The sequence below is a fragment of the Streptomyces sp. NPDC046876 genome, from assembly GCF_040645035.1.
Classification (GTDB): Bacteria; Actinomycetota; Actinomycetes; order Streptomycetales; family Streptomycetaceae; genus Streptomyces.
The window spans coordinates 1-25,479 of the sequence record NZ_JBEYXK010000035.1 but is presented as its reverse complement, the minus strand read 5'-3'; the positions used below and the strand labels follow the sequence as shown (position 1 = coordinate 25,479).

Here is a 25,479-nt window from a genome sequence, read left to right as displayed (position 1 = left end):
CGCCCGCTCGCCCGCTCGCCCGACGGGCCGCCGCCCGCCCCCGCCGGCTCGTTGCATACCCGGCCTCCGGCTGACTGAGGCCGCCGGGAGGAGGTGCCGCGCATGGCTGGGGCGGAGCCAGGTCAGATTGAGGGCGTTGCGTGCGCCAAGGGCAGCCCGGGGTAACGCTGCCCGGGCCGGGAGAGGTGGGAGGTTGCGGCGAGGCGCGGCGCCGATCCACTGAGTCCGGTCCGCCCGTCCGGCGCGGAACGCGCCGGGCAGGTGCCTGGCGGTCCTACGCCGTATCCGCCGTCCTCGTCGCGGCGGCCGCCGGGGTGTGCTCCGTCGCCGTCGACCCCGACAGCTCCTGGTACCGGAGGCTGCGCATGCCGGCCTGGCTGGCAGCCTCCGGGCCGGGCGTTCGGCGCGGTCTGGACCCCGCTGTACGCGGGTCGCCGGGCGGGCGGCCGTGCGTGGAACGCGGCCCCTCCCGGCCGCCGAGCCGCTCTGGCCGGCACTCTGGCACTGGACCTCAGCAACGCCGAACTGATCGGGCGCACTGCCCGCGCCGACGCGGCGGCAGGCCACGGGTCGTGAATCGACACGCATGAGCGGCCCGCGGCCGGTAACACGCCGTCAATGAGAACTGAACGCGGCGCGCCCGCGGGACCGGGCCGCCTCTCCGTACTGTGGCTGCTGCCCCTGCAGACCGCACTCATGGTCGGTGTGGGCCTGATGGTCACCGGTCCGCTGGCGGACCAGTGGCCCGTGGCGGCGGAAGACGGCCTCAACCGCAGCCTCGCCGCGCACCGCGGCGGGCCCGCCACACCCTTCTCGGAGTGGTTGTCCCTGCTGTCCGGCACCCAGAGCGTCATCGCCCTCACCCTCCTCGCCGTGGCCACCATGCTGGCGTGCTCGCGGGGGCGGTGGCTGCGGGAGGCGGTGTTCCTGGCCGGAGCGGTCGCCGCGCAGTCGACGGTCTTCCTGCTGGTCACCATGGTGGTGGAACGGTCGCGTCCGCACGTACCGCAACTGGACGCCGCCCCGCCGACCTCCAGCTTCCCGTCCGGGCACGTCGGCGCGTCGGTGGCCCTGTTCGGCGGTCTCGCCGTCCTCGTCGCGCTCCGTGTGCGCGGCGAACGACGATGGCTGCGGCATGCCCTGGTCACCGCCCTGCTTCTGATTCCGCTGCTCGTGGCGTTCTCCCGGGTCTACCGGGGGATGCACCACCCCTCCGACGTGGTGGGCGGCCTGCTCAACGGCGCCTGCATCCTGCTCGTCATGACGCACGCGCTGCTGCTGCCCGCCCGGCCACGCCCGCCGGCGCGTGCCGACTTCGGCGCAGTCCCGGCGGGCTGCCTCCCGACGGAGAGCCTCCCGGCCGCCCGCGCCGCCTCCCACGACGGTGCGACCGGGCGGGCGGTGGTGGTCCGCCACCCGCACGGCTGCGGAGCGGAACTGGCCGAGCGCGTGCGGGACATCCTGCGCCGCCACGGCTACGCCGACCAGACGTGGACGGCGACGTCCGCCGAACACGCCGCCGGCGGCCTCGGTGAGCGGATCGCCGATGAGGACCCCGCCCTCGTCGTGGTCTGCGGCGGGGACGGCACCGTACGTGCCTGCGCCGACCTGCTGGCCGACACGGGGATTCCGCTCGCGGTGGTTCCTTGCGGCACCGGCAACCTGCTGGCGCGCAACCTGCGGCTGCCCGCCGACCCGGGCGCGGCGCTGGAGGCGGCCTTGTCCGGGCAGACCGCGCGGATCGACGCGGGCCGGATCCGGGCCGACGGGTTCGGGTCGGCCCGCTTCACCGTCATGGCGGGAGCCGGTTTCGACGCCGCCATGGTCGGCGACGCCTCCGAACGGGCGAAGGAACGCCTCGGCTGGGCAGCCTATGTCCTGTCCGCCGCCCGCCACCTCGGCGATTCCCGCATGCGCCTGTCGATCCGCCTGGACGGCGGCCCCGTACGGGAGCGCCGCGCCCGCATGGTCGTCATCGGCAACGTCAGCAGTCTGCAGGGCGGGCTGCCCCTGTTGCCCGACGCCCGGCCCGACAGCGGTCGGCTGGAAGTGGTGCTGCTCGACCCTCGTGGAGTCCGCGGCTGGCTCGCGGCGGCGAAACATCTGGGGGCGCGCATGCTGCCCGGCCGGGCGGTGTCCGGGCCCGGCGGCGCGTACGGCACCGTGGCGGGCGGCGCGCTGGAGTACTTCAGCGCCGTACGCGTCGACATCCGTTTCGCCCGGCCCCAGCCGCGCGAGCTCGACGGCGACGTCATCGGCGCCGGCACCCGTCTCAGCGCGGAGGTGGAACCGGGCGCGCTGCGCATCTGGCTCCCGCCGCGCACGCCCTCGGCGGCCGAGCCGGGTCGCCGGGTCATGGAGTAACGACTTCGACAGGGGGTGACGAGCATGGGAACCGCGACACGCGTACCGCAACGCCAGGACGTGGCGGCCGTGCCGGCCGAGCCTGAGGTGGAGGGCGAGGAGCTGTCCGCCGAGGAGGCCGTGGCTGCGCTGCGGCGCCACGCCGGTTGGAGCCTCGTACGGGACTCCTTCATCCGCTTCCGGTACGCCGACGGCTTCAGCCACTCCAGAGCGCTGGCCCTGCAGACCGTGCTGTCCATCGTCCCGCTGGCCATCGCGGTCATCGGACTGTCCGACACGCTGCACACCGAGGCCATCGGGCGGATAGCGGAGCTGACGATACGGCGGCTGGCGAGAGGGCCGAGCCAGGAAGTGGTGGACGACGCCCTGGCGCAGAGCCGGCACCAGCCCGGCGACGGAAGCCAAGTCGCCCTCTGGCTCGGCCTGTTGTTCTCCACCGTGAACGTGACCACGGCGCTGTGCCAGGTGGAACGGGGTGCGAACCGCATCTACGGAACGGAACGCGACCGGCCGTTCCTGCGCAAGTACACCCGAGGGCTGGTCATGTCCCTGCTCGCCGGCCTTCCGCTCGGGCTCAGCTTCACCGTCACCGTCCTCGGCGCCCACCTCAGCCGCGCCGTGGCCGAGGTGTACCACCTCAGCCCGGTCACCCTCCGCGCTTGGGACCTGCTGCGCTGGCCCGTGGGCATCCTGCTGGCCCTCCTCGCCACCAGCGCCATCTTCCGCCTCTCACCCCGCCGCACCCAGCCCGGCTACACCTGGCTGGCCTTCGGTGCGACGGTGTACCTGGTGCTTTGGCTGCTGGCGACGTGGGGGCTGAGCCTGTACGTCGGTGCAAGCGGCTCCTTCGCCACGGTGTACGGGCCCCTCAGCGCCTTCGTGTCTCTGCTGCTGTGGTCCTACCTGACCTCCGTGGCACTGTTCCTGGGGCTGGCCTTCGCCGCGCAGTTGGAGGCCGTACGGGCCGGGGTGACCGAACCGGTCACGGAGGATCCGGGCGTCTGAACGCGCGACGTGCCCGGACACCCCCGGGCGCGGCAGCCCCTGGCGCGTGGCGGAGAACACCTGAAAGGAAGCACCACGACCATGGCACGCACGGCACGGCCGTCCACCCCGAGGCGTCTACTTGCCCGACTTGCCTCCGTCCGCTCGGGACCCGACGCCCGGTTCGGCGCACGGCTGCTGACGACGGTGACCGCGACCGCCCTCGCATCGGTGCCCTTCGCACTCGCCGTGGTGCTGGTCGAGTCGCAGTGGGCGCCGCTGAGCCGACTGGACCACGGGGCGGCCGAGCGGCTGCACACGGCGGCGATGGAGCATCCCGGGTGGGTGCGGGTGCTCGACTTTCTGACCCACGTGGTGTGGGATCCGGTGACGATGCGGCTGCTCGTGGCGGTGCTGGTGGTGTGGCTCCTCGTGCGCGGCGCCGTACGGCTGGCCCTGTGGGCGGCCGTCACAGCGACGGCCGGCGGCCTGCTCGGCCTGCTGGTGAAGAACGTGGTCGCACGGGCCCGGCCGCACCTGCCCGACCCCGTCTCCCACGCGCCCGGGTTCTCCTTCCCCTCCGGACACGCCATGACGGCCACCACCTCCTGCGCGGTGCTGCTGCTGGCACTGCTGCCGCTGGTGCCCCGCCGCTGGCGTCTGCTGCCGTGGGCGCTCGCGGCGGTCTCGGTGGTGGGTGTCGGCTACACCCGCGTCGCGCTCGGGGTGCACTGGGTGAGCGACGTGGTCGGGGGCTGGCTGCTCGGGCTGGCCGTGGTGACGGGGACGACGCTGGCCTTCGAAGCCTGGCGTGCGGACGTCGGACGGCTCCGCACCACGCCCGCGCAGGGCCTGGAGCCGGAGATCCGCTCCGAACACCCCGAGCCGCCGGTGGGTCCCCGGGACCGCCGCTGACCACCCGTCGGCGACGCCCGCCTGCAGCTTGCCGGTGGACCGGCCCGCCGAACTGCCGACCCGAGGCGGCCTCGTCACGGCCGCCCGGCTGCGCCACGCCCCCGCCTCCGAGTGGGATTCCTCGACGCCCACATTCCGGCCCGCCTGGGAACAGGCCCACCCGAACCAGGAGCCGGCCCGCAGACCAGGGGGCTCTCCTTCAACCGTCTCGAACAAGGGAGAACCGTCTCGAACAAGGGAGCGCCATGTCCGTTCGGGGCGTTGTTGCGCTGGCTGACCGCCGGGCACAGGTCCGCTCGCCGTGCCGGGCGAGGTCCGGGTGATCGACCGGTTTGGGGTCGGGATCCGGCGGGCTGCGGGTGACACTGGCGTGGCCTGTCGCCCTTCGGGATGCGGCCGCGGACGGGCCGGCGGGGGAGTGGTCCGCCACGGGCCGGCGCACGCGGGTCCTGGGGAGGTCTGCGCGTGCAGGCGGTACGACTGCGGTGCGTGGTGCGCTCCCCGGCGCCGCCGACCACGCCCACATGCGACCCGCCCCGCCCGGTGGAATAGTAGGGAGCGGATGGAGGCCGCCCCTGGGGGTGTGGGCGATCACAGACCTCCGCGTGTCGTCAGCAACTCCGCTTCCTCGCGCCGAGGTCGAAGACGCCGACACCTCAACCGCCACCGGCAGGAACCGGGGCCCTGAACATTACCTGTCGGCTCTGAGGCTTGCCGATCCGAAGTGAGCTCCCTGAAGAAGACACGTTCACCGCCGACACTCCTCCGCGAGACCGGGAGCGAGCGCGGGCGGGGCCCTCGTCGGGCGAAGCGACTGCCTTCAGTTGAGGGAAGGGACATCTCATGCGAAGCAAGACCCTGTCCACCGCGGTCGTGGCCGCTGTGGCGTTCAGCGGGTGGACCACCGTCACCGTGATGACGGCCGACGCAGCGGAACGGGCCGCACCCAGCGCCACCTGCTTCCTCTCGGAAGGCCCCAACAACACGTTCGGCGTGTCGGGCGAAGGGTTCAGGTCCGGCGAACGCGTCACCGTAAAGAACTCACAGGGGACCACGGTGCGCACGACCACAGCCATCACAGGGGGCTTCTTCGAGGTGACGGGGCTGCCGAACGACACCTACAGCGCCACGGGACGTCGGGCCACGGCGATCTGTCCGAAGTGGGTGTCGGACGAGGAGGCCGCGATCAAGTGCACCGTGACCAAGGGCCCGGGAACGACCTACGGCGTGTCCGGCAGAGGATTCCCGGTGGCAGAGACGGTCACGTTGAAGAACTCCTCCGGCGCCGTCGTGAAGACCACCCAAACCATCCAAGACGGGTTCTTCGAGTTCACCGGCGTCCCCAACGACACGTACACCGTCACCTCGAAGTTCGCGAAGGTGACCTGCGCCAAGGCCGCCGAGTAGCGGCACCCGCCCCCGCCCACGGCCGGCCGACCAGGGCACGAGACGGGCACCCGCCGAGACGCTCCTCGGCAGGTGCCCCGGCCAATGTTCGGGGCGGGAAGCCGTGATCTTCAGGATGGCAGGCCCGCGCTCCCCGCGCGGCTCGCCATGCCCCGGCCGGGTGGCACCAGGGTGGCGGTGCGGACCCGACCGCCTGGCAGAGGAACGCGCGCGTCACCGTCCCAGTGCTGCACGACGTCACTGTGGCGCTCGCGCCGGGGGAGTGCCTGGCCGTGGTCGGCCGCGGGCTGAGGCAAGACCACCTTGGGCCGGCGCCTGGCCGGCCTGCACTCCGTGTGCGACGGGACGGCCTTGCTCGAGGGCAGCCCCCTCCCGCGCAGCCTCCGCATCCACACCCGCACGCGTGCGGAACTGGCCGCGTCGAAAACCATGGGCACACGGCATTTGTCCAGCTCAAACCGCCGATCCGTAGATGAATATGATTTTCGTCAGCTACTGTAGCCCCGCTCGCGCCGGGCTCCTGCCGGTCGGGCCGGGCGCATTCCCCCGCGCCTCGATGAATGAAGAGCAAAGGGCGCAGCATGGTTGAGGGCTCAGCGAGTGCGGCGATGGCACCACCCCGTCCTCTCGGCCCGCATGGCGGCGAGGACGACTCGGGGCGACGGCGCCGGGTGACGAGCGGCAGGGTCAGCTCGGTGCTGGTCGGGGCCGTGGTGGTCGCGGTGCTCGCCGGACCGTGGCTGGAGCGGCGGTTCGGGCTTTCGGCGTTCGAGGCGTGGCGGACGCTGCTGGTGGCCATCGTCGTGCAGGGCGTACCCTTCCTGCTCCTCGGCACCGTCGTCTCGGCGGCCATCGGCGCGTTCATCCCGGCCCGGGCCTTCTCCAAGATCCTGCCCCGCAACCCCGTCCTCGCCGTTCCGGTGGCCGGTGCCGCCGGAGTGGTGCTGCCGGGGTGCGAGTGCGCCTCTGTGCCCGTCGCCGGCAGTCTCATGCGCCGGGGCGTGGCTCCCGCGGCGGCCCTGACGTTCCTGCTCGCCGCGCCCGCCGTCAACCCGGTGGTGCTCGTCTCGACGGCGATCGCGTTCCCCGGAAAGCCGGAGATGGTGGCCGCGCGGCTCGGTGCCTCGCTCGTCACCTCGGTCGTCATGGGCTGGCTGTGGATCCGGTGGGGTCGCGAGGAGTGGCTGCGGCTGCCGACGGGGCATGCGCAGCACGCACCCGGCGCGGGCCGGCTGGAGGCCTTTCGGCGCGGGCTGCAGCACGACTTCCTGCAGGCAGGCGGGTTCCTGGTGGTCGGCGCCATGGCCGCCGCGACCTTCAACGTCCTCGTACCGCCCTCCGTCCTGGAAGCCTTCTCCGGTTCTCCATGGCTGGGCGTCCTGGTGGCGGCGGCGCTCGCGGTCCTCCTGTCGGTGTGCTCGGAGGCGGACGCGTTCGTCGCGTCCTCGTTCACCGGCTTCTCGCCCACCGCCCGCCTTACCTTCATGGTGGTCGGCCCGATGGTCGACATGAAGCTGATCGCCCTGCAGTCAGGGGCATTCGGACGGGCGTTCGCGGCGCGGTTCTGCGCCGGCACGTTCGTCGTGGCGATCCTGTGCTGCGTACTCGTAGGAGGCGTACTCCTGTGACCGGACGACCCCCCACCCACGTGGCGCAGCCCGGCCTGCTGAGCGGACTCGGTCCGCCCGTCCTGCTGGCACTGACCGGCACGGGACTGCTGCACACCACCCTGCGCAGCGACGTGTACCTCAGGTACGTGAAAGAAGGACTGCGGCCGTACCTCGTCGCGTCCGGATTCCTGCTGCTCGCCCTGGGCCTCGCGGGGCTGGGAGCCGAGCTGGTGCGCCGCGTGCGGCAGCCGCTGGACCCTCAGGCAGAAGGGCACGTCGACCACGGGCACGGGGGTGCCCCGCACGTCGCCTGGCTCCTCGCCGTGCCCGCCCTCACCCTGATGTTCATCGCCCCGCCGGCGCTCGGCTCGTACACGGCCTCGCGGGACGGGGCCGCGGCCGGCGTCGAGCAGGCCGCCTACGAGGAACTGCCGGACGCGCCGACCACACCCATGGCCCTGGAGGATTTCATCGGACGCTCCGTGCACGCGCCGAAGACCCTCCGCGGCCGCACGGTCCGGCTGCTCGGATTCGTCTCCGCCGGCAAGACCCCGGACACCTGGTACCTCAACCGCCTCAAGCTCAGCTGCTGCGCGGCCGACGCGCGGACCCTGCGGGTGGAGATGCGCGGCGTGAAGCCGCCCGACAACGACACCTGGGTCGAGGTCACGGGCGTGTGGACAGGCGATGAAGTCGCTGCCGAGAACCCCGTCCCGACGATGCAGGTCGATGCCTTGAAGCCCGTCGGCCAACCGCGTAACCCCTACCACGACGCGCCACCCACGGACGGCTGAGTCTCCTCGACTCCCTGGCGTCGGCGCATGCGCGCGCAGGCTCGTTTCCGTACCCTGCACGACCCCAGCATGGCGCCGTCTCTCCTGCCCTCCCCACCATGGCCCGAGGGCGAGCCCGCCACCGACTCTCGCTGCCGCGACACGGCGGCTCCAGGGCGCTCACTGTTCCCCTCAACCCGCTCGTAGGCCGGCGACCGGGCCTGGTCATCGCCGGCAGCGGAGAACGAGGCGGCGCGCCGCACGGACCATGGCGGCGGCCGCGTCACCGATCACGGCGCCGGCTGCTACGTCGGAGCGGTAGTGGGCGCCGCTGTGGACCCGCTCGATGGCCACCAGCACCGTCGGGACCGCGCACGCGGCGCCCGCCCACGGCGTCGTCACCTCTGTGCCTGAATCAGGGCTGTGGCTTGCGGTGTGCGCTGGTAGTACACGCGCTTTCCTGTGCGGGTACGTGAGACGAGCCGTGCCTGCAGGAGGCTTTTGAGGTGGTGGGAGACAGTGGATGGAGCCAGGCGGTGGCTGTCGGCCAGTTCGGTGGTCGTGCGGGGCGCCTCGAGTGATGTCAGCAGGTGAAGCCTGGTGTGTCCGATAACGGGGGCGAGCGTTGCGGACTTCGCTCCATGCGGGGTGGGGTTGCCGATCGTTCGTCCTGCCGGGTAGATGAGGTAGGCCGGCCGTTCCTGCCAGGGGTCGGCGTTGAGGAGCCAGTGGGACGCCAGGGGAGAAGGGAAAAGGATGAGCGGAGCCGCCAGGTGGGGCTCCGTATCGAGGGCGGCCGGGCTGGCCAGGCTCAATGTGGCTCCGTCGTAGCGGATCCCCGGGTGCAGGGAGCACAGGGCAGCGCCCAGACCTTGGCGCATCGTGAGGCGGGCCCTGCGCTCGATGTCGTCTTCGGCCGCGGCGATGATGCCGGGCCAGCGCGGGGCGATGGCGGTACGGAAGAAGGCGTCCATTTCATCGGCTGCCTGCTGAGCGATGGCCCGCTCACCCTGTTCCAGGTGGTGTCGCACGTGCGCTGTCGGTGCGATGCCCTGTGCGTCGATGAGTTTCGACAGCTGTCGGGCGACGGTGGCTGCGGGAGTGGTGGCGATGCGGTGCAGCTCTGCGTCCACATCGGCGACGCCCGTATTGGCTGCTGCGGGAAGCGCCGGGGTCAGAAAGTCGGGGACGTAGCTGCGGATGTCGCTGCGCACTGCTTCGAGCAGCGGTAGTCGCTGGACCGGCAGGACCAGATCGGACGGGCGCTGCGGGTGCAGGATCGCAGCCGCTTGCATGACGGGGGATATGACGAACCTGGTTTCGGCCAGGGAGCGGGCGCTCAAAGAGATTTTGGTCATGCTGCCGCCTCTGGCGAGGTTCGTTTCGAATCTGGTCGAAACATCTTCTCGCAGGACCGTCGCCCTGTTTCACTCACCCCGGAAACACTGATCAGGCCCACACCAGGTCACTCACGGTGGCCAGCCCGGCCCCGGCTCCCGGGGAGCCGGCACAGAGTTCGGGCAGTATGCCCGAACTCGCCTGGGCATGGGTTTGGGCGTTCGAAGAAGGCTGGAGATGACGAAGACGAACGGACGAGGGGTCGCCGTTGCGGCGATCGTGCCGGCTGCGTCCTTGGCAGGTGCGCCGTTAGCCGTCGCGGTCGGCCCCGACACAGCCGCGGCAGAGACGGCCGCGTCATCGCCGTGCCGGGCGCGGATTCAGACCGCCGACGCGTTGAACGACAGTGCCCTCGGGACGGCCGGACGATAGCACTCCTCCCGTCTAGCACAACCGGCAGACCCTCGAGGAGAGCGACAGGGCTGTGCACACCTGCCGTTACCACAGCACGAGGCTCAAGGAAGCGCTGCCAGGAGCCACGAAGGCCGTCCGGTACACGTGAGTCCACCAGCGCGGCAGAGGCAGACCTGCGCTGACCGGCCCTATGCCGGAGCACGCAGCCGAGGCCCTGCGCGCGGGCGGCCTGCCGCGAAAGACGCAGCCGGACATCACCGACCGCGCCCGTAGCGGGGCACAGGGCCAAGCAGGTTCACCGGCGGCCGGTGGGGGATAGGACGGGGGTCTGTCCCGCACCGGCCGCCCGCCGCGCAGCGGGCCGCTGGGGGTGCTGGGGTCTGGGCGGGCGCCTACATCTGCTTGAAGTGGAAGGAGCGGATGAAGCAGTCTCGCGGCTGCCCGACCGCGAACAGGACGCAGTCGAGCACGGATTGGGCGGTCAGCGGGTTGTCTGCGCTCCGGGCAGCGTGATCCCAGGCGGGGTGGAGCGGGTCACCGTCGGTGAAGTCCGGCGGATAGAGCGAGATGACACGGATGCCCTCGGGCCGAAGCCGATGGGCGAGGAGGACATCGGCAAAGCCGGCCTGGGCGGCCTTGGCCGCGTAGAACGCGGGGTCCGCCCGGGAGCGGGACGTCCACCCGGTCCGTGTGGGCGGCGATCCCCTCCGCGAAGGCCCGTATGGAGGCCGGGTCGGCCAGATCGCAGGCGGACGCCCCGACTCTCGCGCCGCTGTCCACCGCCACCTCATCGGCCACCTTCTGCGCCGCTGCCAGAGAACGCGCTGACACGAACACCCGCGCATGCTCCCCTTGAGACGGGGCCGGTACTACAACGGTATGTGCCGCGGCGGGTGGGTCGTTGGCGGGATCGTGGGTTGGGGAACTTGCTTCGGCCAGCACGTCATCCGTCCGATGTGGACGAGGTGATCGGCTGGGCCGCCTGCCGAGGGCGAGTGAGCGTCGATACCATCGCCTGGTCGCGAAGGGAAAGTGAGTCGACGCCAGCATGACTGACGAAGCGAGAAGGGAGCCCGTCGAAGGATTTCCCGGCCGGGCGCGAGAAGTCGCGCTCCTGCGCGCCATGCTGGCGGGCGAAGGTGCCGGCTGGTGCGTCGCGATCACCGGCGAACCGGGGATCGGCAAGAGCCGACTGCTGACGGAGCTGGGGAAGCTCGCGGGCACAGCAGGCTGGACGGTCCGCAGCGCACGCGGGGCGGAGTTCGAGTCCCACATCCCGTTCGGTGTGTTCGTCAACGCGCTGGACGACCAGCTCGCCGAGCTGGGTCCGGAGCGTCTCGCCACCCTCGGGCAACAGCAGCTCGCACTTCTCGCCACCGTCTTCCCGGCGATTTCCGCCGCCGGCCCCGCCGACCTGGTCGACGCGGAGCGGTACCGGCTACACCGGGCGGTTCGGGCGTTGCTGGAGCTGGTCGCCGAGCCGTCCGGGCTGGTGCTCGTCTTCGACGATCTGCACTGGGCGGACGAGGGTTCGGTCGAGCTGCTCGACCACCTCCTGCGCCACCCGCCCCAGGCCCGGCTGCTCTTGGCATTGGCAGGCAGGCCCCGGCAGACGTCGCTGCGGCTGTGGCACGCGCTGTCCCGCGCCGCGACCGACGGGGTGGTCGAGCTGCTGGAACTCGGGCCGCTGAGCCAAGCCGATGCCGGCCACCTCATGCCGGAAGGTCTGGGCCGTTCCCGGCGGGAAGAGCTTTACCAGGCCAGTGGCGGAAACCCGTTCTACCTGGAAGCCCTGGTGCGGGCCGGTGAGCGGGGTATCGCCGTGGGTGATGGGGCGCTCCACCCCGACGGGGCGATCCCGGTGGCGGTCCACGCGGTGCTCGCCGCCGAGTTGGCCGCGTTGACCCCGCAAGAGCGAGTCGTCGCGCACGCCGCCGCCGTCGTGGGTGACGACTTCGAGGCTGATTCGATCGCCGAAACGGCGGAAATGGACGCCGGGTCCGTGCTCGCCGCGCTCGACCGGCTCGCCGAGCGTGACCTGGTCCGGCTGGACGGCGCGACCGGCCGGTTCCGCTACCGGCATCCGCTGGTGCGCAGCGTCGCCTACCAGGACGCCGGTCCTGGCTGGCGGCTTCAGGCACACGGTCGGGCCGCGTCGGCGCTCCGGAGCCGGGGCGCGCCGCCGGCCGAGTTCGCCCGGCACGTGGAGCGATCCGCCGTCCGCGGTGACCTCGAGGCGGTGGCGGCGCTCACGGAGGCGGCCGAGGCGACGATGCACACCACGCCGGCGACCGCCGGGCACTTCCTGCGGGCGGCGATCCGGTTGCTCCCCGATTCGGAGTCGGCCACGCCGCAGCGCCTGATCCTGCTCGGCCGGCTGGCACACGTACTCGGCGCCACGGGCGATCTGCGGCAGGCCAGGGAAACCATGCAGGAGGTGCTCCGGCTCCTGCCTGCCGAACTCACCCGGATACGGGCCCAGACAGCGCGGGCCTGTGCGACGGTGGAGCAGATCCTCGGGCGCTACACCGAGGCCAGGGCGATGCTGCACAGCGAGTGGAAACGCGTCGAAGGTGTTGACGCCCACTCGGCGGCCGTCCTGCTCGTCGCGCTCGTTGCCGGTGAAAGTGTCGAACGCGAGCACGGCCAGGACCGGGTGGCCGAGGCGATCGCCGCCGCGCGGAAAGTCGGGGATCCGATGCTGCTGGCGACGGCCTTGTCGGCCGCAACGCTCATCGACCGGCGGGCGGACCGGCTGGACGAGGCGGCCGCACTCCTGGACGCGCTGCCCGACAGCGACCTGGTCCGCGACATCGATGCGGCGTTCTGGCTGAGCTGGTCGGAAGTCTCCGCCGACCGGCTCACGGCGGCGAGCCGGCACATGAGCCGTGGCCTGCAACTGGCTCGCGCGAGCAGACAGTCCCACAAGATCGCGCTGCTGACCGCGCTCCGCGGGATGGTGCATGCCTACCTCGGCGAGCTGGCGGCGGCGACGACCTGCTTCGACGACAGCCTGGAGTCGGCGGAACTCACCGGCAGCGAGGAGCTGCGGGTCATGGCGTTGACCTTCGGGTGCTGGATCACCACCTGGCGCGGTGACCTGGCCGAGGCGGTCCGCCTGGGCAAGGAAGCCGTCGTCGCCGACGACCAGGTGACGGCCATGAGTTCCTGGCGCAGTGGCCAGGCAGAGGCGATGCTTGCGCAGGCAATGTTGCACTCGGGTGATCCGCACGCTTGCATCGAGCTGCTGCTCACCAGTGGCGGTGGGGCCGAGCTGCCCGCGGTGGGCGTGCGCACCAGGCCATTGGTGTACCTGATCCTCACGGAGGCGGAGGTCGCGGCCGGCCGGGTTGCCGCGGCCGCGGCATGGGCCGGACGAGCGGAGGTCGCGGCCGGCCGGCTTGAGCTTCCCCTGCGCACCGCCATCGCACAGCAGGCCCGCGCGATCGCCATGCTGCCGACGGACCCGGCGGCAGCCGCACCGCTCGCTGTCGCCGCTGCCGGCATGTTCGGCCGGATCGGGGTGGCCGTGGAGGCCGGGCGGGCGCACTTGCTCGCCGCGACGGCGTTCGGCCGCAGCGGGGCGACCGACCAGGCCCGCGCACACCTCGCATCCGCCCGCGCGTTGTTCACCCGGTGTGATGCGCAACTGTTCCTGCCGCAGGTCGCGCGCGAGGAGCGGCGCCTGAACGCGCGCGGCCCCCGGCCCGAAAGCGGAGCCGAGCGGTTCGACTTGACCGCCCGCGAGGTCGAGATCGTCAACCTGGTCGCGGACGGCCTGACCAACCGGGACATCGGCCTCCGGCTGCATCTGAGTCCCAAGACCATCGAAGTCCACCTGGGCCGGGTCTACGCAAAGGTCGGCGTCTCCGGTCGTGCTGCTCTGGCCGGCGTTTGGGCCGCCGCGGCGCGTGATTGAGCACGCCACGGCGGCCGCCACCTCAGTTGCCGAGGTCGCGTACGTACAGGTTGGGCTTCCGGCTGGTGCCGTCACCGCCCAGGTTCGTCGCGTCGGTAGTGAAGGCGACGTGGTGGCCGTCGGCCGAAATCGAGGGACTGTAGCTGTACCCATCGCTCTGCGAGCCGTCATGGGCGACGCTGACCCTCGTCGTGGTGGCGGTCAGCCGGTCGCGCACGAACACGTCCCAGCGTGAGTTGGTGTCGCCGGCCACCAGCTTGTCCTCGCCGGACACGAACGCGATGTAGCGGCCGTCGGCGGAGAGCGTCGTCCGCTCCTGGCCGGGGGTTCCGCTGTCGCTCAGGCCATCGGGACCAAGGTTCACCTGCGTCGTCGTCCGGGTAACCCGGTCGTAGAGGAAGATGTCGGTGTCGATCGGACCGCCGGTGTCGCCCGCCACCAGATTCGACGCCGTGGATTCGAACGCGACGTAGCGGCCATCGGCCGAGATGGTTGCCGTGCGACTGGCGGAATTGCCTTCGTTGCCGTCCGGACCGACGCTGATCCGGTCGGTGTGCCCGGTCAGCTGATCGTGCACGAACACGTCGTCCGCTCGGTTGGTGTCGGGGAACAGGGACAGTGTCTTCGCCCCGGAGGAGAAGGCGACGTAACGCCCGTCTGCCGAAATCGACGGCAGTTGGCTGATGCCGTCGCCCTGGCGACCGTTCGAATCGACGCTGGCCCTGGTCGTCTCACCGGTCTGCCGGTCGCGCACGAAGACATCGTGGATGTTGTTGGTGTCGCCGGGCACCAGGTTCGACGCGGGAGAGTCGAACGCGACGAACCGGCCGTCGGCGGAGATCGACGGATGGAAACTCTCGCTGTCGCTCTGCTCACCGTGGTTCCCGACACTGACCCTGGTCGTCTCACCGGTCTGCAGGTCGTGCACGAAAATGTCGCGGTAGCGGTTGGTGTCACCGGCCACCAGGTTCGTCGCGAAGGACTCGAACGTGATGTAGCGGCCGTCGGCGGAAATCGACGGATTCCGGCTCGCGTCGTTGGCCTGGTTGCCCGCGGAGTCGACGCTGACCCTGGTGGTGACGCCGGTCTGCCGGTCGCGCACGAACACGTCGTCGGCTCGGTTGGTGTCGCCGGCCACCAGATCCCTTGCCGGCGAAGCGAAAGCCACGTAGCGGCCGTCGGCGGAGATCGACGGCGCACCGTTGGCGGAGTTGCTGATCGGTGCCGTGCCTGCCGGCCCCGGTCCGGCATCCGTGGCATGCGCGACGCCGCCCGGCAGTAGCACCGCGACGATTCCCGACGCGAGCACTGCGCGCCCTGCGTTGCGGATTACGGAGAGACGTCTCATGGGTGTCCTTCTGTTCTGTTCTGTTCGCCGCCGAGGCAGCCTGTTGCCCGGATCAGCGTGCGGTGTCGGACCGGCCGAAGCATGAGGGAACCCCCTACACCTTCGCTTCGGCGTCGCGTTCTGCGCGCCGCGCGTGTGGGCCTTGCACGGCACACATCGACGCGACGTGTTCGCAGAGGCGGCGCGGAAGCGGCCGGTACGCAGGTTGCCGACGAAGGCCGTCACGGTCCGGCGGGAGCGGCGTCGGTGTTTTGGGGCGAGGCGGTCCAGGTCGGCCGTGAAGCGGGGCAGGGCCTCGTACGTGGGCACGGTGAGTTCCTCCGGGAAGCACGAAGCCCCCGGCCCGGTGGCCGGGGGCGAGGGTGGCTGTTCGTCTTGAAGGGCGTCGGTGACGTGGTGTGCTCGGCGGTGGCGGGTGGTTGGGGCAGTCGTGCGCTGATGTGCGCTCGATGACAGTGGAGTCGGCTGGAGTGGAACTCCGGGGCGGGCCGGGCTCGTGGGGACGGGGCGGGCGCAGCATTCGCACGGCACCATCAGCTGTCGCCGTAGCGGTCTCGCATGACCTCCACCCACTGCTCGGACCGGGCCGCCTGGCAGCCGGAGCACCGGCGCCCTGTGACGCGCTCGGCGACGGGGAAGTCGGACTGCGCAGAGCGCACCTGCAGCAGGTCCAGGAGCAGCGGTGCGTGGCAGAGGGGGCAGGGCTCGCCGTCCCTGGTGGTGTTCATGCGCGGGAGAGTGCACACACGTGTAGCTTGACGTCTCGGACTGCGGGGACGGCCCGCCTGGCGGGCCCTGTGAACCTGACCACACGCAGATCGATCTGACCACTCTTGGGGGGCTACGTCCGCGAGGCCCCCGAGCGGTTCGAGCAGATGCAGCAGCGCCTGCACGACGGTGAGAGGCCGCCCAGCGACCGTGTCATCGAACAGCACCGGCAGATGTACGCACCGGTCGCCTTCCGGCGCCTGGTCCACCTGCTGGCCGTACCCGAGACCGCCGAGGAAGAGGTCGTGCACCCCTATCTCCCGGGGTGGCCGAATCCGCGCTGGCGGGCAGGACACCACTCAAGAGAACGCTGGTCGCGGGTTGTCTCAATGATCACCGGCCGCGGTGGCAGGCGCACCGGAGACGCCAGGGAACGGGACGACGGGCGGCGACCTGGGCGGACGCACCAGCTGAGCAGCACACAGGGCCCTCGGTATGACCGGCCACGTCCCGCAGGACGCCCATGCGCAGCCGCGTTGACCAACCGCGTTGTCGGTGTCATCCCACGAGCCGCGGCAGCCCCATGCGTACCGGTCCCACCCCGGGTGAGGTGTGAACCAGTGCTTCGCTGTCGGGGTCGGGGAGCTTCGCGCTACGGGTGAGGGTTTGGCTCAGTTCCAGGATCGTTCCTCGGCGCAGGGGCCAGGGCTCGTGCTCCACCGGGGTGAGCCACAGGCGCCCGGCGCGGCGGGAGAACGCGGCCCACCGATGCGTAAGCCAGTCGTCAAGCGGGTCCAGTGCCTTCAAGGGCGCGCCTGCGCGGACGCGCAGCCGGTAGGAGGCGTCGCCGTAGCGGCGCCGCCCGGAATAGCCGACCTCGTACCCCCGGGACTCGATCGACAGGGCGGCCACGTGGTACGGGATCCCGATCGCACGGGCCGCGAGCATCAGCGGGTTGGTGACGTCGAGCGAGAAGAACCACAGACCGCGGCGGCCGTCGGGCAGGCGGACGTAGGTCCGCAGGTTCGTCTCCGGGAAGACGGGAGGCGGCAGAGGAGCCCGCAGCACTGTGACGGACCGCATGACGAAGGGCGTGAGGCTGACCCACGCGGCCTCGTCGAACAGGTCGACGAGCAACCCTGGCGGCAGCACAGCCTGGACGGCTTCGGGCGGATAGCGCCAGTGCACCAGCGTCTGCTGCCGCCAGTGCATGGTCAGCAAGGCCGGGGTGACGTGCGGAGCTCCGTACCGAGTTTCACGCATGGGCGTTCAGAGGCAGGCGAGGCGCGTGGTGGTCATGGGACCACGATGGACCGGCGGACCGGGCATCGGTGCCCGCGACACACGGCCTGCCGCGCTCCTGCGAGCGCTTCGGACTCCTCCCCGGAGCGACCACCAGCACGCCTGGCGTGCCGAAGCTGACCGCCTCGACCGCGACCCGGCCGGTCGATCGGCCCTGTGGCTGCAGGCTCCGCTCCGCAGCGTGATCGTCGGCGATGGCCGGCGCCCTGCGGGCAAGTCGCTGCGCGCCGCCCAGGAGGAGGCCGGTGTCCCGCCCGGCGTGGGAAGGGCCGGGGCCTGGCCGCGGTCGGCCCAACGGCCAGGGGGGTGACGGCGGCGCCGCGCCGCCCGTGCCGGGTCCCGATGCGCCGCCGCCCCGGCTGTCTACAGCTTGCGCGGTTCGGAGTTCTTGACCGGTTCGGCGACCTCGATGCCTGCGGGGATGAAGCCGCGCTTGCCCGCGGCGGCCAGTTCCGCGAGGTGCTGCCGGTAGCGCGCCGGTGAGACGACCTTGGCGTTGAAGAGCATGCGGGAGTGGTCGACGCCGCACAGCTCGGCGCACTTGCCCCTGAAGGTGCCCTCCTCGCTGGGTGTCACCTCGAAGACATTGACGTTGTGCCCTGGGAACACGTCCTGCTTCATCAGGAACGGGAGCACCCAGAAGGAGTGGATGACGTCCCTGGAGGTCAGGACGAAGCGGACCTTCTCGCCCTTGGGAAGCCAGAGGGTGGGCCCCGGGTTGCCCGTCTGGGGGTTGCGGCTGCCGGGGATGCCGACGTCGTACACACCCTCGGCGCCCGGCGGGAAGGCGGTGCTGTACCTGGCAGGAATGACCCTCAGGTTGTGGTCGGCCTTCGCGTCACCGGTGCCTGCGCTGCCGTCCACGTCCTCGATGTAGTTGAAACCCCAGCTCCACTGGAAGCCGACCACGTTGATGGTGTGGGCCGGTTTGGCCGAGAGACTCAGGAGCTTGGCCTCGTCACGGGCGGTGAAGTAAAAGAGGACGGAGACGATGATCAGAGGAACCACGGTGTACAGGGCCTCGATGGGCATGTTGTACCGGGTCTGCGGAGGGATCTCGACGGTGGTCCTGGTGCGCCGGTGAAAGATCACTGCCCAGAGGATCAGCCCCCACACGAGGAGCCCCACGACGAGCGCCGCCGCCCAGGACCCTTGCCACAGCGACAGGATCCTGGGCGCTTCCTCCGTGGCGGGGGCGGGCATGCCCAGACGGGGGAAGCTCTTCCACGTGTACTCGCAGCCTGAAACCGTCGACAGGACCAGGCACGCCAGGACCACCTGCCCCGCTCTGCGCCGCGTCGCGCCCCGTCCTTCGCGGGTCCAGCCCTTGCCATTCACGTAGCGCCTCCCGAAGGCCTGCCTGGAGGCCGGGCGCGTGACCGCGGCCGCTCGCCGTTTCCCGACCTGACCCGGACATGAGTACGGACTGCTCTGCGGACAAGGGCGGCGCCCAGGCGGAACAGGACCCCTCGGGCGGCCCGCCGACCACAGTGCAGCGGCCATTGTGGGCACGCCCGCGGCCGACCAGCCTCACAGAGTGACCACGCCGCGCCGTTCTCACCCGCTCGGCCCCGCCCCGTCTGCCGGGCCGGGCGCCGACGGCCCGGCGGCACTGTGCTGGTGCAGACCCGCCGCGGGGTGCTGGTCCAGGAGCGGTGGCCGGACCTGTGGCCGCCGGCGAGGAACAGTGGCCGCACGGCCTGGTCCTCGACGGCGAACTGGTCGTGTGGGACGTCAAGGCCGGCCGGATGTCGTTCGAGGCGTTGCAGCGCCGGGCCGCTGCCCGCGCCCGCGGCGCCCGGGCGGCCCTGGGTGCCCGGTGGCCGGCCTACTTCCCGGCCTTCGACGTCCTGCAGCAGGAAGGCGAGGAGCTGCTGCAACGCCCGTACCAGGACGGCGTGACCTCTTGGAGCAGCTGTTTGCCGACCATGCTCTGACGGCTCCGTGGAAGCTCGTGCCGATGACGACGGACTTGGTCAATGCGCGGGAGTGGCTGGAGTCCTGGACGGATGCGTCCGGGTGGAAACGAGCGTGATCAAGCCCCTGACCGGCCTGTATCTGCCTTCGGCCACACGCTCGGCCTCGCCGCTCCCAGCCACCGGATGCTGCGACTGCTCGACCTGACCGGCACGGCTGTGATCTTCCCTCTCCAGCCGGCCGTCGCAGGCTGACCGTGCCGAGCAGGCAGGGCTTCAGCGCACCCAGAAGTCCTCCTACGGCGGTCAGCACACCGGGCGGAGCCGTCATGCGACCGTCATACGACCTGGCCGCTTGGGCGCCCACCCAAGCGGACTGCCTCCTCCACGTGGGTGAGACGCCCCGCGCGGCCGGGCGCATCGAGGTCCGGCGGGGAACCGATCGGATCGGGCCGGAGCGGCCCGACCCCGAGCACACACGGAGGCGACATGGGACACGGCGGAAATGTGATCGACGAGCTGATGGCCGACCACCGCGAGGTGGAGGAGATGTTCAGCCGTATCCAGGGCATGATGACCGGCGGCGGTCAGGAGCTCCGCAATCTCATCGACGAGATGACCATCGAGCTGGTGCGGCACTCGGTCGCCGAGGAGCAGTACCTCTACCCTGCGGTACGCGAGCACGTCGAGGGCGGCGGAGCGATGGCGGACAAGGAGATCGAGGACCACGGCCGCGTGGAGAAGATGCTCAAGCAGCTGGAGAAGATGGGCCCCGACGACGCACAGATGAGCCCGCTCATCCGGCAGCTCATGGACGAGGTCGCCTCCCACGTCCAGGACGAGGAGACCAACCTCTTCCCGATGCTGAGAAGGGCCTGTACCCCGCAGCAGCTGGACGACCTCGGTGACAAGATCCGCCGCGCCAAATCCATGGCACCCACCCGCCCGCACCCCGCCGCACCGAGCACCCCCATGGCCAGCAAACTCCTCGCACCAGGCGCCGGTCTGGTGGACCGGGCACGCGACTTCGTGACCGGCCGCGGCAAGTCCTGAACCCCCGTCCGGGGCGGCGGGCCCACGGGTACGCGTCCGGGCCCGCCGCCCCGGGAAGGACGGTGACGTGCGTCATGCCGCGCGCCTGTCGCTTCCGGCTACGCTGGTCGCCCTACGAGCGGAGCGGCGCAGCTTCGCGCCGCAGCTCGCGGACCCGGCACGGGCCAGGGCGAGCACGCCCCCGAGGAAACCGCTGTGTCCGCCGATCTCACCCCCGTCATAGCCGCCGGCACCCGCTGGCTGCTGACCGCCTTCCCACCCGCCCCGGGCGCGTTCAGCCAGGCCCTGGCCGAAGCCCAGGCCCGGCAGGCCGTCACCGTCGCCGCCGCGCTGCGGTACCCGACCCCGCTCGACGCGGAGCTCCTCCACCTCCTCGGCCCGGGCGGCAGCGCCAGGCTGGACTGGCTGACCGGCGCCGACCACGGCGCCGACGACACCGAGAGCGGCTGGCGGACCTGGGTGGACGAAACCATTGTCAGCTGGGCCGCCTGCCTCCTCGCGACCCCCGCCCTCGCCGTCGACGCCCAGCACCTCGTCGACCACGGCCAGGCCGGTGAGACCACCCGTCTCACCCGCCCCGGCGACCGCGAACACGATGCCGCGCCCCTGCTGCGCCACCCCGACCTGCTCGAGCCGGTCGCCGCCCTCCACCGGGCGCAGCTGCTGAATCTGCTGGACAACGAGAACGCCGCCCTGGGGTAGAGCCGGACCAGCCGGCCGGCGGCACCCGGGCATCCCGCCACATCTGCCGAATTCCGAAACAGATGCGGGGACTCGCCGGATCGCGCACTCATAACGTCGAACACATGAGCGATGCTCCCCTGCGCGTCTCGCGCGTCTTGCGCGTCTATGCCGAGCACGGCCCTTGAGACCGTGCGACCCTCCGCGAGCACCTCGCAGCCGACCGTGCCGACACACTGACGCGGATGGCGGCGCTGGGCCGGGACTTCGACGGGATCGTCCCAGCGAACGCCCTCGTCGCAGTCGACGACGAGCATGACCCCGACGCGGGTGGATCAAGGTGCCAGTGCGTGGACCGCGAAGCGGTGCGCCGGCGGCGATGACCGCAGGCCGCCGACGAAACACATCGATGGGATGCGAAGTACGGCGGCGGGACCTGACGGGCCTCCTCGGTCGCCCGCTGCCTGACCCGCCGGGCCGTGCCGCTCCCGCACGGCTCCTATCCCGACACCGACGAGGTCGGCCGAGGCTTGTTCGCGGTCACCGCCGAACTCCCGCGTCGCCTGATGGAGCGCCGTGGACACCGGACACCATGAATCGCGCAGCGGCACTTCATCCCGGCCCTGCGGATGGCCAAGTCAAATCGCCGCACTGTTGGCAGGCCACTTCCCAGCCGAGGTCATCCCGCTGGCAGAACATCGTCGGGTCAGCAGAGCAGAAGGTGGCGTCCCACGAGTCTGGGGCGCAACCGTCCGTGAGCGTCCGGTGGCGTTTGGTCGATCAAGCGCGGTCGTGGAGCGTGACGTGGTAGCCGTCGGGGTCGGCGAAGGCGAAGGTCCGGCCGAAGGGACCGTCGATCGGTGCCGAGACGATGGTGTGACCGTCGGCGACGAGCGCGTCGTGGATGGCCTGGACGTCGGTGGCGTGGAGCCAGATCGCGGCACCGATGCCGGGCTGAGCGACGGATGCGAGGTCGGTGCCGGGAATGACGTCGCGGAGTGCGAACGCGATCGGCTTCGTCTCGAAGACGACGGCGTGCGCAGGTCCGGCCGGCGAGCGGACGAGGCCCAGGTACTGCTCGTAGAACGCCTGCGAAGCGTCGAGGTCGCGCACTTGGAGCGAGATGAAGTCGGGGCCGGTTGCGGGCATGATGGCACTCCTTCTTTGCGTGTCAGTTTTCTGACATGCAGCAACCTATGTCAGAATGCTGACATGAGTCAAGAAGGTGTCGGCGTCGACCTGCAGACGTCACTGGGCTACCTGCTCAAAGAAGCGTCGAGCGCGCTGCGCGCGGCCATGGAGGAAGTGCTGCGGCCGCTCGGGATGAGCGTGACGCACTACTCCTGCCTCGAGCTGCTGGCGCAACGACCGGGCTTGTCGAACTCCGAGCTCGCGCGGGGCGCCTTCGTGACACGGCAGACAATGAACGTGCTACTCCAGGCCCTGGAGCGAGACGGCTACGTGACCAGGCCTGCGGAGGCACCCGTCGGGAAGGCGCTTCCCACGCGGCTCACGCCTCGCGGCCGACGAAGCCTCGAGAAGGCGAGCGCAGCCGTCCGGTCCGTCGAGGCCAGAATGCTGGCCGGCCTGACCGAGACGGAGCAGTCAGAGGCGTTTCGGATCCTCCAGAGCATGATCCATTCCCTGCGCGGTGACAACGAGGGTGCATAGCTCGTTCCGCGGCGCACGTCTCGTCGCGCTCGGACAGGAATGCAGCCGAGCCTGAAATCCGTGTCCGCGACCTCGAAAACCGACAGGTCCCGACTGCACCCTCTACTGCGATGAGCCACCGAACTCCCCGCTGGAGCGCGTCCCCGACAGAATCCCGGCCGAGTCTCACTTCGGGGTGTGTTCTCGGTAGGCCGGCGCCCTTGCCACCCGCCCCGCGGCGGAAGGGCGCCAGCCGCTTCTTCTCAAGCCGGCGAGCCGGAAGCAGGCGGCCAGAGCCGCGCGTCCTACATGCCGCCCATCGTGGCGGTGCCTTCGGGCTCTCGGCCGACACAGAGCTCGAATGCCTCAGGCAGCAGGCGCACCAGGCACCGGCCGACGGGACGCTGCGAAAATCCACTGCCGAGCTTGAAACTGCCCGCCTTACCTCGAAGGGCCTGGCGCGCTTCTCCTCCCCGGCAAGTTGTTGAGCGCCTACTTGGCCAGGCGGGCCAGGTACGGCGCTCAGGCACCCTCGGGTGGGCTTGTGCACTCCATATGGCGGATGAGCTTGCTGGGCAAGTCGGGGCAAGGCGGGCATCGGCCGCCTACTCCGTGCTCGGATCCCAGGGTGCGGTGGTCGTACCGTCCGGACCCAGCCCGTGACGCCATGGACGTGCCCATATCCAGACCGCCCGTGTCCGCGGCCTCCCGGTAAATAGAGGGCTTCCGATCCCTCGTGGTCACCGTCCTTCTTGTGAAGATCCGCCAGTTCGGTGAGCGCGCGGATTTCACGGGCAGCGGCGGCCTCGCGGTAGAGGGCTTCAGCGCCCTCGCGGTCACCACCCTCCTCATGGAGCCGCGCCGGCTCGTCCAGCGCGCGGACCTCACCGGCAGCGGCAGCCTCTCGGAAGAGGGCCTCAGCTGACTTGCAGTCGTTGGCCTGCTGCTTCCTCAGCATGGCAAGCTCGGTCAGCGCTTGGGTGCGTCCAGCGGCAGCAGCCTCGCCGGCGTAGGCTTCGGCACGCTCTCGGCCCCCGGCGTCCTCCCGCGCCCAGGACAGCCGGTTGAAGAGCCAGGGCTCGTCCGCGGCGACGGCTTTCCGGGCCAGGGCTTCGGCGCGATGATGGTCCCCGGCCTCGTCCACGTGCAGGGCCAGATGCATTAGGCCGTTTCTCTCGGATCATCGGATCGTTGGTTGATGTGTGTCGTTGACTGACGCGCAGTGGGCGCGGGTCGAGCCGTTGCTGCCGGACCGGACGCCGAAGCGGGGTGGGCGGTGGCGTGATCACCGGCAGGTGATCGATGCGATCGCGTTCAAGTACCGCACCGGGACGCCGTGGATGGACCTGCCCGAGCGGTTCGGCTCGTGGAAGGGCGCCTACAGCAGGCTGCGGATGTGGGCGATCGACGGCACGTGGGACCGCGTCTTCGCCGCCCTGCTCGCCCAGGCCGACGCCGAAGGCGACCTCGACTGGGTCGTCGCCGTCGACTCAACCATCGTCCGCGCCCACCAGCACGCCGCCGGGGCCCGTCAAAAGGGGCCCCGGCCGGTGAGCCGACCGACCATGCCCTCGGACGGTCCCGCGGCGGACTGACCACGAAGATCCACCTCGCTGCCGACGGCCTCTGCCGGCCGCTGGCCTTCATCGTCACACCCGGCCAGGCCGGTGACGCGCCGGCGTTCACCCAGGTCATGGCCGCGATCCGGGTGGCCAGGCCCAAAGGCAGACCTCGCACCCGTCCCACGGTCGTGCTGGCCGACAAGGCCTACTCGTCCCGCGCGATCCGCGAGCACCTGGGCAGGCGCAAAATCCGGGCGGTGATCCCGCAACCCGCCGACCAGATCGCCAACCGCAAACGCCTCGGCAGCAAGGGCGGCAGGCCCCCGGCCTTCGACAGGACCGCCTACAAGCAGCGGAACACCGTCGAACGGTGCATCAACAAGCTCAAGCAGTGGCGTGGCCTGGCCACCCGCTACGACAAGACGGCAACCATCTACCGGGCGGCCCTGCACCTCGCAGCCATCCACATCTGGGCCGCGAGGTGATCGCTAAGAAACGGCCTAGCTCGGAGCTGCGGCCTGCGTCGAGGGCTTCAAGAGCGAGTTCTTCCGCGCCCTGCCAGTCTCCGGCAGCCGTGCGCACCGATACGACCTCGGAGCCGCCTGGTGGGCGAGGGTTTCGGCGCCGTGCAGGTCACCTGCGCGCCCCCCCGTACTCGCGCGACCGCGGCCAAGGCCTCGACGTGGCCTGCCTCGGCGGCTTTAACCCGGAGGTGGTAGCTCCACCGCGTACGGTGTCTCGAATAGGCGCTGGGGACCAGCAAGCCGACGAGCCGCCGGCCGGCAGCATCAGCGTCATCGCCTCACCCAGGGGCATCGTCTTCGACAAGGGGGTAACCGCCGCGGTGCCGCATCTCTACCTGATCTCCCCGGAGGCGATTCTTGCGCTTGCCGTACGGGCGACACAGGCCTGGAGTCGGATCTGCGGCGCCGCACCGGCAGGGGTCGAGGGGGACGACCTACTCGCCGTGGTCGCGCAGACCCCACGCACCAGTCGGGTGCTGCTGCCGAAGCTTTAGTGCGGGATGAGCCTCGTTGTCAGGGCATCGAGCCGCCGGTCATCGGCGGTGCGGCCGCCGACACCGCGTCTGCCAGCCACGCAGTGGCGGTTTCCGGACGTTTCGGGGTGTCCGGGGCTTCGGGCCGGGAGACGGCCGGGATGCGGGGCAGCAGCGGTGGTGGCGGCCGCCGTGCCGCCGTCGCTGCGGCGGCCCCCTGCGGGGTCGCGCGGCGAGGACCCGACCAGGAAGGAGAGAGGACCGTGCTGATCACTGTCACCCGTTCCGGGGGCTTCGCCGGGGGCGAGAAGGAGCGCGCCCTCGACACCACGGGCCGCAAGGACGCCCCGCGGTGGGAGGAACTGGCGCACCGGGCCGTCGCGTCCACGGCGGACGGCTACCACTACCGCATCACCGTCGACGGCCGGGCGGTCGACGTCCAGGACCCCTATCTGTCCGAGGAGCAGAGGGAACTGATCCGCGGGGTGCTCGGCGAGGGCGCCTGATCGTACTCGCGGGAGGGCCGGGCCATCCACGG

20 protein-coding genes and 5 pseudogenes are annotated in these 25,479 nt (G+C 71.1%); 17 read left to right on the top strand and 8 right to left on the bottom strand.

Going from position 1 to position 25,479, the window contains the following annotated elements; all coding sequences use genetic code 11:
* The first annotated feature begins 618 nt into the window (after positions 1 to 618).
* The 7 genes and pseudogenes from ABZ924_RS19975 to ABZ924_RS19945 all read left to right on the top strand — a co-directional run bounded on the left by ABZ924_RS19975 (position 619) and on the right by ABZ924_RS19945 (position 8,074).
* Positions 619 to 2,364, top strand: coding sequence for a diacylglycerol kinase family protein (locus ABZ924_RS19975; protein WP_361911156.1), 1,746 nt, complete (start codon positions 619 to 621; stop codon positions 2,362 to 2,364).
* Between the two features lie 24 nt (positions 2,365 to 2,388).
* Positions 2,389 to 3,369, top strand: coding sequence for a YihY/virulence factor BrkB family protein (locus ABZ924_RS19970; protein ID WP_361911153.1), 981 nt, complete (start codon positions 2,389 to 2,391; stop codon positions 3,367 to 3,369).
* An 81-nt stretch (positions 3,370 to 3,450) separates the two neighbouring features.
* On the top strand, positions 3,451 to 4,263 hold the full coding sequence (locus ABZ924_RS19965; protein ID WP_361911150.1) for a phosphatase PAP2 family protein: 813 nt from the start codon (positions 3,451 to 3,453) through the stop codon (positions 4,261 to 4,263).
* Positions 4,264 to 5,106: 843 nt separating this feature from the next.
* Entirely contained in the window at positions 5,107 to 5,670 is a 564-nt protein-coding gene (locus ABZ924_RS19960; RefSeq protein WP_361911147.1) for a hypothetical protein, read from the top strand.
* A gap of 242 nt (positions 5,671 to 5,912) precedes the next feature.
* Positions 5,913 to 6,090, top strand: a pseudogene (locus ABZ924_RS19955) (ATP-binding cassette domain-containing protein); the annotation flags it as partial.
* 161 nt (positions 6,091 to 6,251) lie between these two features.
* The gene (locus tag ABZ924_RS19950) at positions 6,252 to 7,298 is read left to right on the top strand and encodes a permease (protein WP_361911144.1); all 1,047 of its coding nucleotides are present in this window, start codon (positions 6,252 to 6,254) and stop codon (positions 7,296 to 7,298) included.
* Positions 7,295 to 8,074 (top strand): TIGR03943 family protein, encoded by a 780-nt coding sequence (locus tag ABZ924_RS19945; RefSeq protein WP_361911141.1) that lies wholly within the window; start codon positions 7,295 to 7,297, stop codon positions 8,072 to 8,074. The genes ABZ924_RS19950 and ABZ924_RS19945 overlap by 4 nt, the downstream gene beginning before the upstream one ends.
* Positions 8,075 to 8,278: 204 nt before the next feature.
* Here the strand turns inward: ABZ924_RS19945 and ABZ924_RS19940 are convergent, their stop codons facing one another.
* From ABZ924_RS19940 to ABZ924_RS19930, 3 genes and pseudogenes are all read right to left on the bottom strand, one after another.
* Complete coding sequence (locus tag ABZ924_RS19940) at positions 8,279 to 8,455, bottom strand: phosphatase PAP2 family protein (protein ID WP_361911138.1); 177 nt, start codon at positions 8,453 to 8,455, stop codon at positions 8,279 to 8,281.
* Positions 8,452 to 9,411, bottom strand: a complete 960-nt coding sequence (locus ABZ924_RS19935; protein ID WP_361911136.1) for a helix-turn-helix domain-containing protein — start codon at positions 9,409 to 9,411, stop codon at positions 8,452 to 8,454. Before ABZ924_RS19935 ends, ABZ924_RS19940 begins: the two co-directional genes overlap by 4 nt.
* Positions 9,412 to 10,197: 786 nt before the next feature.
* Positions 10,198 to 10,648 (bottom strand): annotated as a pseudogene (locus tag ABZ924_RS19930) (SDR family NAD(P)-dependent oxidoreductase); the annotation flags it as partial.
* 205 nt (positions 10,649 to 10,853) lie between these two features.
* Between ABZ924_RS19930 and ABZ924_RS19925 the strand changes: the two are divergent.
* On the top strand, positions 10,854 to 13,724 hold the full coding sequence (locus ABZ924_RS19925; protein ID WP_361911132.1) for an AAA family ATPase: 2,871 nt from the start codon (positions 10,854 to 10,856) through the stop codon (positions 13,722 to 13,724).
* A 22-nt stretch (positions 13,725 to 13,746) separates the two neighbouring features.
* Here the strand turns inward: ABZ924_RS19925 and ABZ924_RS19920 are convergent, their stop codons facing one another.
* Positions 13,747 to 15,072, bottom strand: a complete 1,326-nt coding sequence (locus ABZ924_RS19920) for a hypothetical protein (protein ID WP_361911129.1) — start codon at positions 15,070 to 15,072, stop codon at positions 13,747 to 13,749.
* A 533-nt stretch (positions 15,073 to 15,605) separates the two neighbouring features.
* Positions 15,606 to 15,800: a hypothetical protein gene (locus tag ABZ924_RS19915; RefSeq protein ID WP_361911127.1), complete on the bottom strand. Its 195-nt coding sequence runs from the start codon at positions 15,798 to 15,800 to the stop codon at positions 15,606 to 15,608.
* 228 nt (positions 15,801 to 16,028) lie between these two features.
* Between ABZ924_RS19915 and ABZ924_RS19910 the strand changes: the two are divergent.
* Positions 16,029 to 16,100: pseudogene (locus ABZ924_RS19910) on the top strand (hemerythrin domain-containing protein); the annotation flags it as partial.
* A gap of 238 nt (positions 16,101 to 16,338) precedes the next feature.
* Here ABZ924_RS19910 and ABZ924_RS19905 read toward each other — a convergent pair.
* Together ABZ924_RS19905 and ABZ924_RS19900 are read right to left on the bottom strand one after the other, a co-directional pair.
* The gene (locus ABZ924_RS19905; RefSeq protein WP_361911124.1) at positions 16,339 to 17,043 is read right to left on the bottom strand and encodes a DUF2071 domain-containing protein; all 705 of its coding nucleotides are present in this window, start codon (positions 17,041 to 17,043) and stop codon (positions 16,339 to 16,341) included.
* A gap of 402 nt (positions 17,044 to 17,445) precedes the next feature.
* Positions 17,446 to 18,420, bottom strand: coding sequence for a cytochrome c oxidase subunit II (locus ABZ924_RS19900; protein WP_361911121.1), 975 nt, complete (start codon positions 18,418 to 18,420; stop codon positions 17,446 to 17,448).
* 317 nt (positions 18,421 to 18,737) lie between these two features.
* On the opposite strand from ABZ924_RS19900, the gene ABZ924_RS19895 reads away from it, so the two are divergent.
* From ABZ924_RS19895 to ABZ924_RS19880, 4 genes and pseudogenes are all read left to right on the top strand, one after another.
* Positions 18,738 to 19,019, top strand: a complete 282-nt coding sequence (locus ABZ924_RS19895) for a hypothetical protein (protein WP_361911119.1) — start codon at positions 18,738 to 18,740, stop codon at positions 19,017 to 19,019.
* Positions 19,020 to 19,487: 468 nt separating this feature from the next.
* On the top strand, positions 19,488 to 20,051 hold the full coding sequence (locus tag ABZ924_RS19890; protein WP_361911116.1) for a hemerythrin domain-containing protein: 564 nt from the start codon (positions 19,488 to 19,490) through the stop codon (positions 20,049 to 20,051).
* A gap of 195 nt (positions 20,052 to 20,246) precedes the next feature.
* A complete protein-coding gene (locus ABZ924_RS19885) occupies positions 20,247 to 20,753 on the top strand; it encodes a hypothetical protein (protein WP_361911113.1) in 507 nt (168 codons plus the stop codon).
* Positions 20,754 to 20,857: 104 nt separating this feature from the next.
* Positions 20,858 to 21,058, top strand: a pseudogene (locus ABZ924_RS19880) (hypothetical protein); the annotation flags it as partial.
* Positions 21,059 to 21,512: 454 nt separating this feature from the next.
* Here the strand turns inward: ABZ924_RS19880 and ABZ924_RS19875 are convergent.
* Entirely contained in the window at positions 21,513 to 21,881 is a 369-nt protein-coding gene (locus tag ABZ924_RS19875) for a VOC family protein (protein ID WP_361911110.1), read from the bottom strand.
* Positions 21,882 to 21,944: 63 nt separating this feature from the next.
* Between ABZ924_RS19875 and ABZ924_RS19870 the strand changes: the two genes are divergently transcribed.
* The 4 genes and pseudogenes from ABZ924_RS19870 to ABZ924_RS19855 all read left to right on the top strand — a co-directional run bounded on the left by ABZ924_RS19870 (position 21,945) and on the right by ABZ924_RS19855 (position 25,447).
* Positions 21,945 to 22,403 carry a MarR family transcriptional regulator gene (locus ABZ924_RS19870; protein ID WP_361911107.1) on the top strand — a complete coding sequence of 153 codons (459 nt, stop codon included), beginning with the start codon at positions 21,945 to 21,947 and terminating at the stop codon, positions 22,401 to 22,403.
* Positions 22,404 to 23,136: 733 nt separating this feature from the next.
* Positions 23,137 to 23,307: a hypothetical protein gene (locus ABZ924_RS19865; RefSeq protein ID WP_361911104.1), complete on the top strand. Its 171-nt coding sequence runs from the start codon at positions 23,137 to 23,139 to the stop codon at positions 23,305 to 23,307.
* 277 nt (positions 23,308 to 23,584) lie between these two features.
* Positions 23,585 to 24,429 (top strand): annotated as a pseudogene (locus ABZ924_RS19860) (IS5 family transposase).
* A 775-nt stretch (positions 24,430 to 25,204) separates the two neighbouring features.
* The gene (locus tag ABZ924_RS19855) at positions 25,205 to 25,447 is read left to right on the top strand and encodes a protealysin inhibitor emfourin (protein ID WP_361911101.1); all 243 of its coding nucleotides are present in this window, start codon (positions 25,205 to 25,207) and stop codon (positions 25,445 to 25,447) included.
* Positions 25,448 to 25,479 lie beyond the last annotated feature (32 nt).

Bases quoted from the DNA above. Each gene is read 5' to 3' on its own strand.
- ABZ924_RS19975 (WP_361911156.1), top strand. From the start codon at position 619: ATGAGAACTGAACGCGGCGCGCCCGCGGGACCGGGCCGCCTCTCCGTA.
- ABZ924_RS19970 (WP_361911153.1), top strand. From the start codon at position 2,389: ATGGGAACCGCGACACGCGTACCGCAACGCCAGGACGTGGCGGCCGTG.
- ABZ924_RS19965 (WP_361911150.1), top strand. From the start codon at position 3,451: ATGGCACGCACGGCACGGCCGTCCACCCCGAGGCGTCTACTTGCCCGA.
- ABZ924_RS19960 (WP_361911147.1), top strand. From the start codon at position 5,107: ATGCGAAGCAAGACCCTGTCCACCGCGGTCGTGGCCGCTGTGGCGTTC.
- ABZ924_RS19950 (WP_361911144.1), top strand. From the start codon at position 6,252: ATGGTTGAGGGCTCAGCGAGTGCGGCGATGGCACCACCCCGTCCTCTC.
- ABZ924_RS19935 (WP_361911136.1), bottom strand. From the start codon at position 9,411: ATGACCAAAATCTCTTTGAGCGCCCGCTCCCTGGCCGAAACCAGGTTC.
- ABZ924_RS19925 (WP_361911132.1), top strand. From the start codon at position 10,854: ATGACTGACGAAGCGAGAAGGGAGCCCGTCGAAGGATTTCCCGGCCGG.
- ABZ924_RS19920 (WP_361911129.1), bottom strand. From the start codon at position 15,072: ATGAGACGTCTCTCCGTAATCCGCAACGCAGGGCGCGCAGTGCTCGCG.
- ABZ924_RS19915 (WP_361911127.1), bottom strand. From the start codon at position 15,800: ATGAACACCACCAGGGACGGCGAGCCCTGCCCCCTCTGCCACGCACCG.
- ABZ924_RS19905 (WP_361911124.1), bottom strand. From the start codon at position 17,043: ATGCGTGAAACTCGGTACGGAGCTCCGCACGTCACCCCGGCCTTGCTG.
- ABZ924_RS19890 (WP_361911116.1), top strand. From the start codon at position 19,488: ATGGGACACGGCGGAAATGTGATCGACGAGCTGATGGCCGACCACCGC.
- ABZ924_RS19875 (WP_361911110.1), bottom strand. From the start codon at position 21,881: ATGCCCGCAACCGGCCCCGACTTCATCTCGCTCCAAGTGCGCGACCTC.
- ABZ924_RS19870 (WP_361911107.1), top strand. From the start codon at position 21,945: ATGAGTCAAGAAGGTGTCGGCGTCGACCTGCAGACGTCACTGGGCTAC.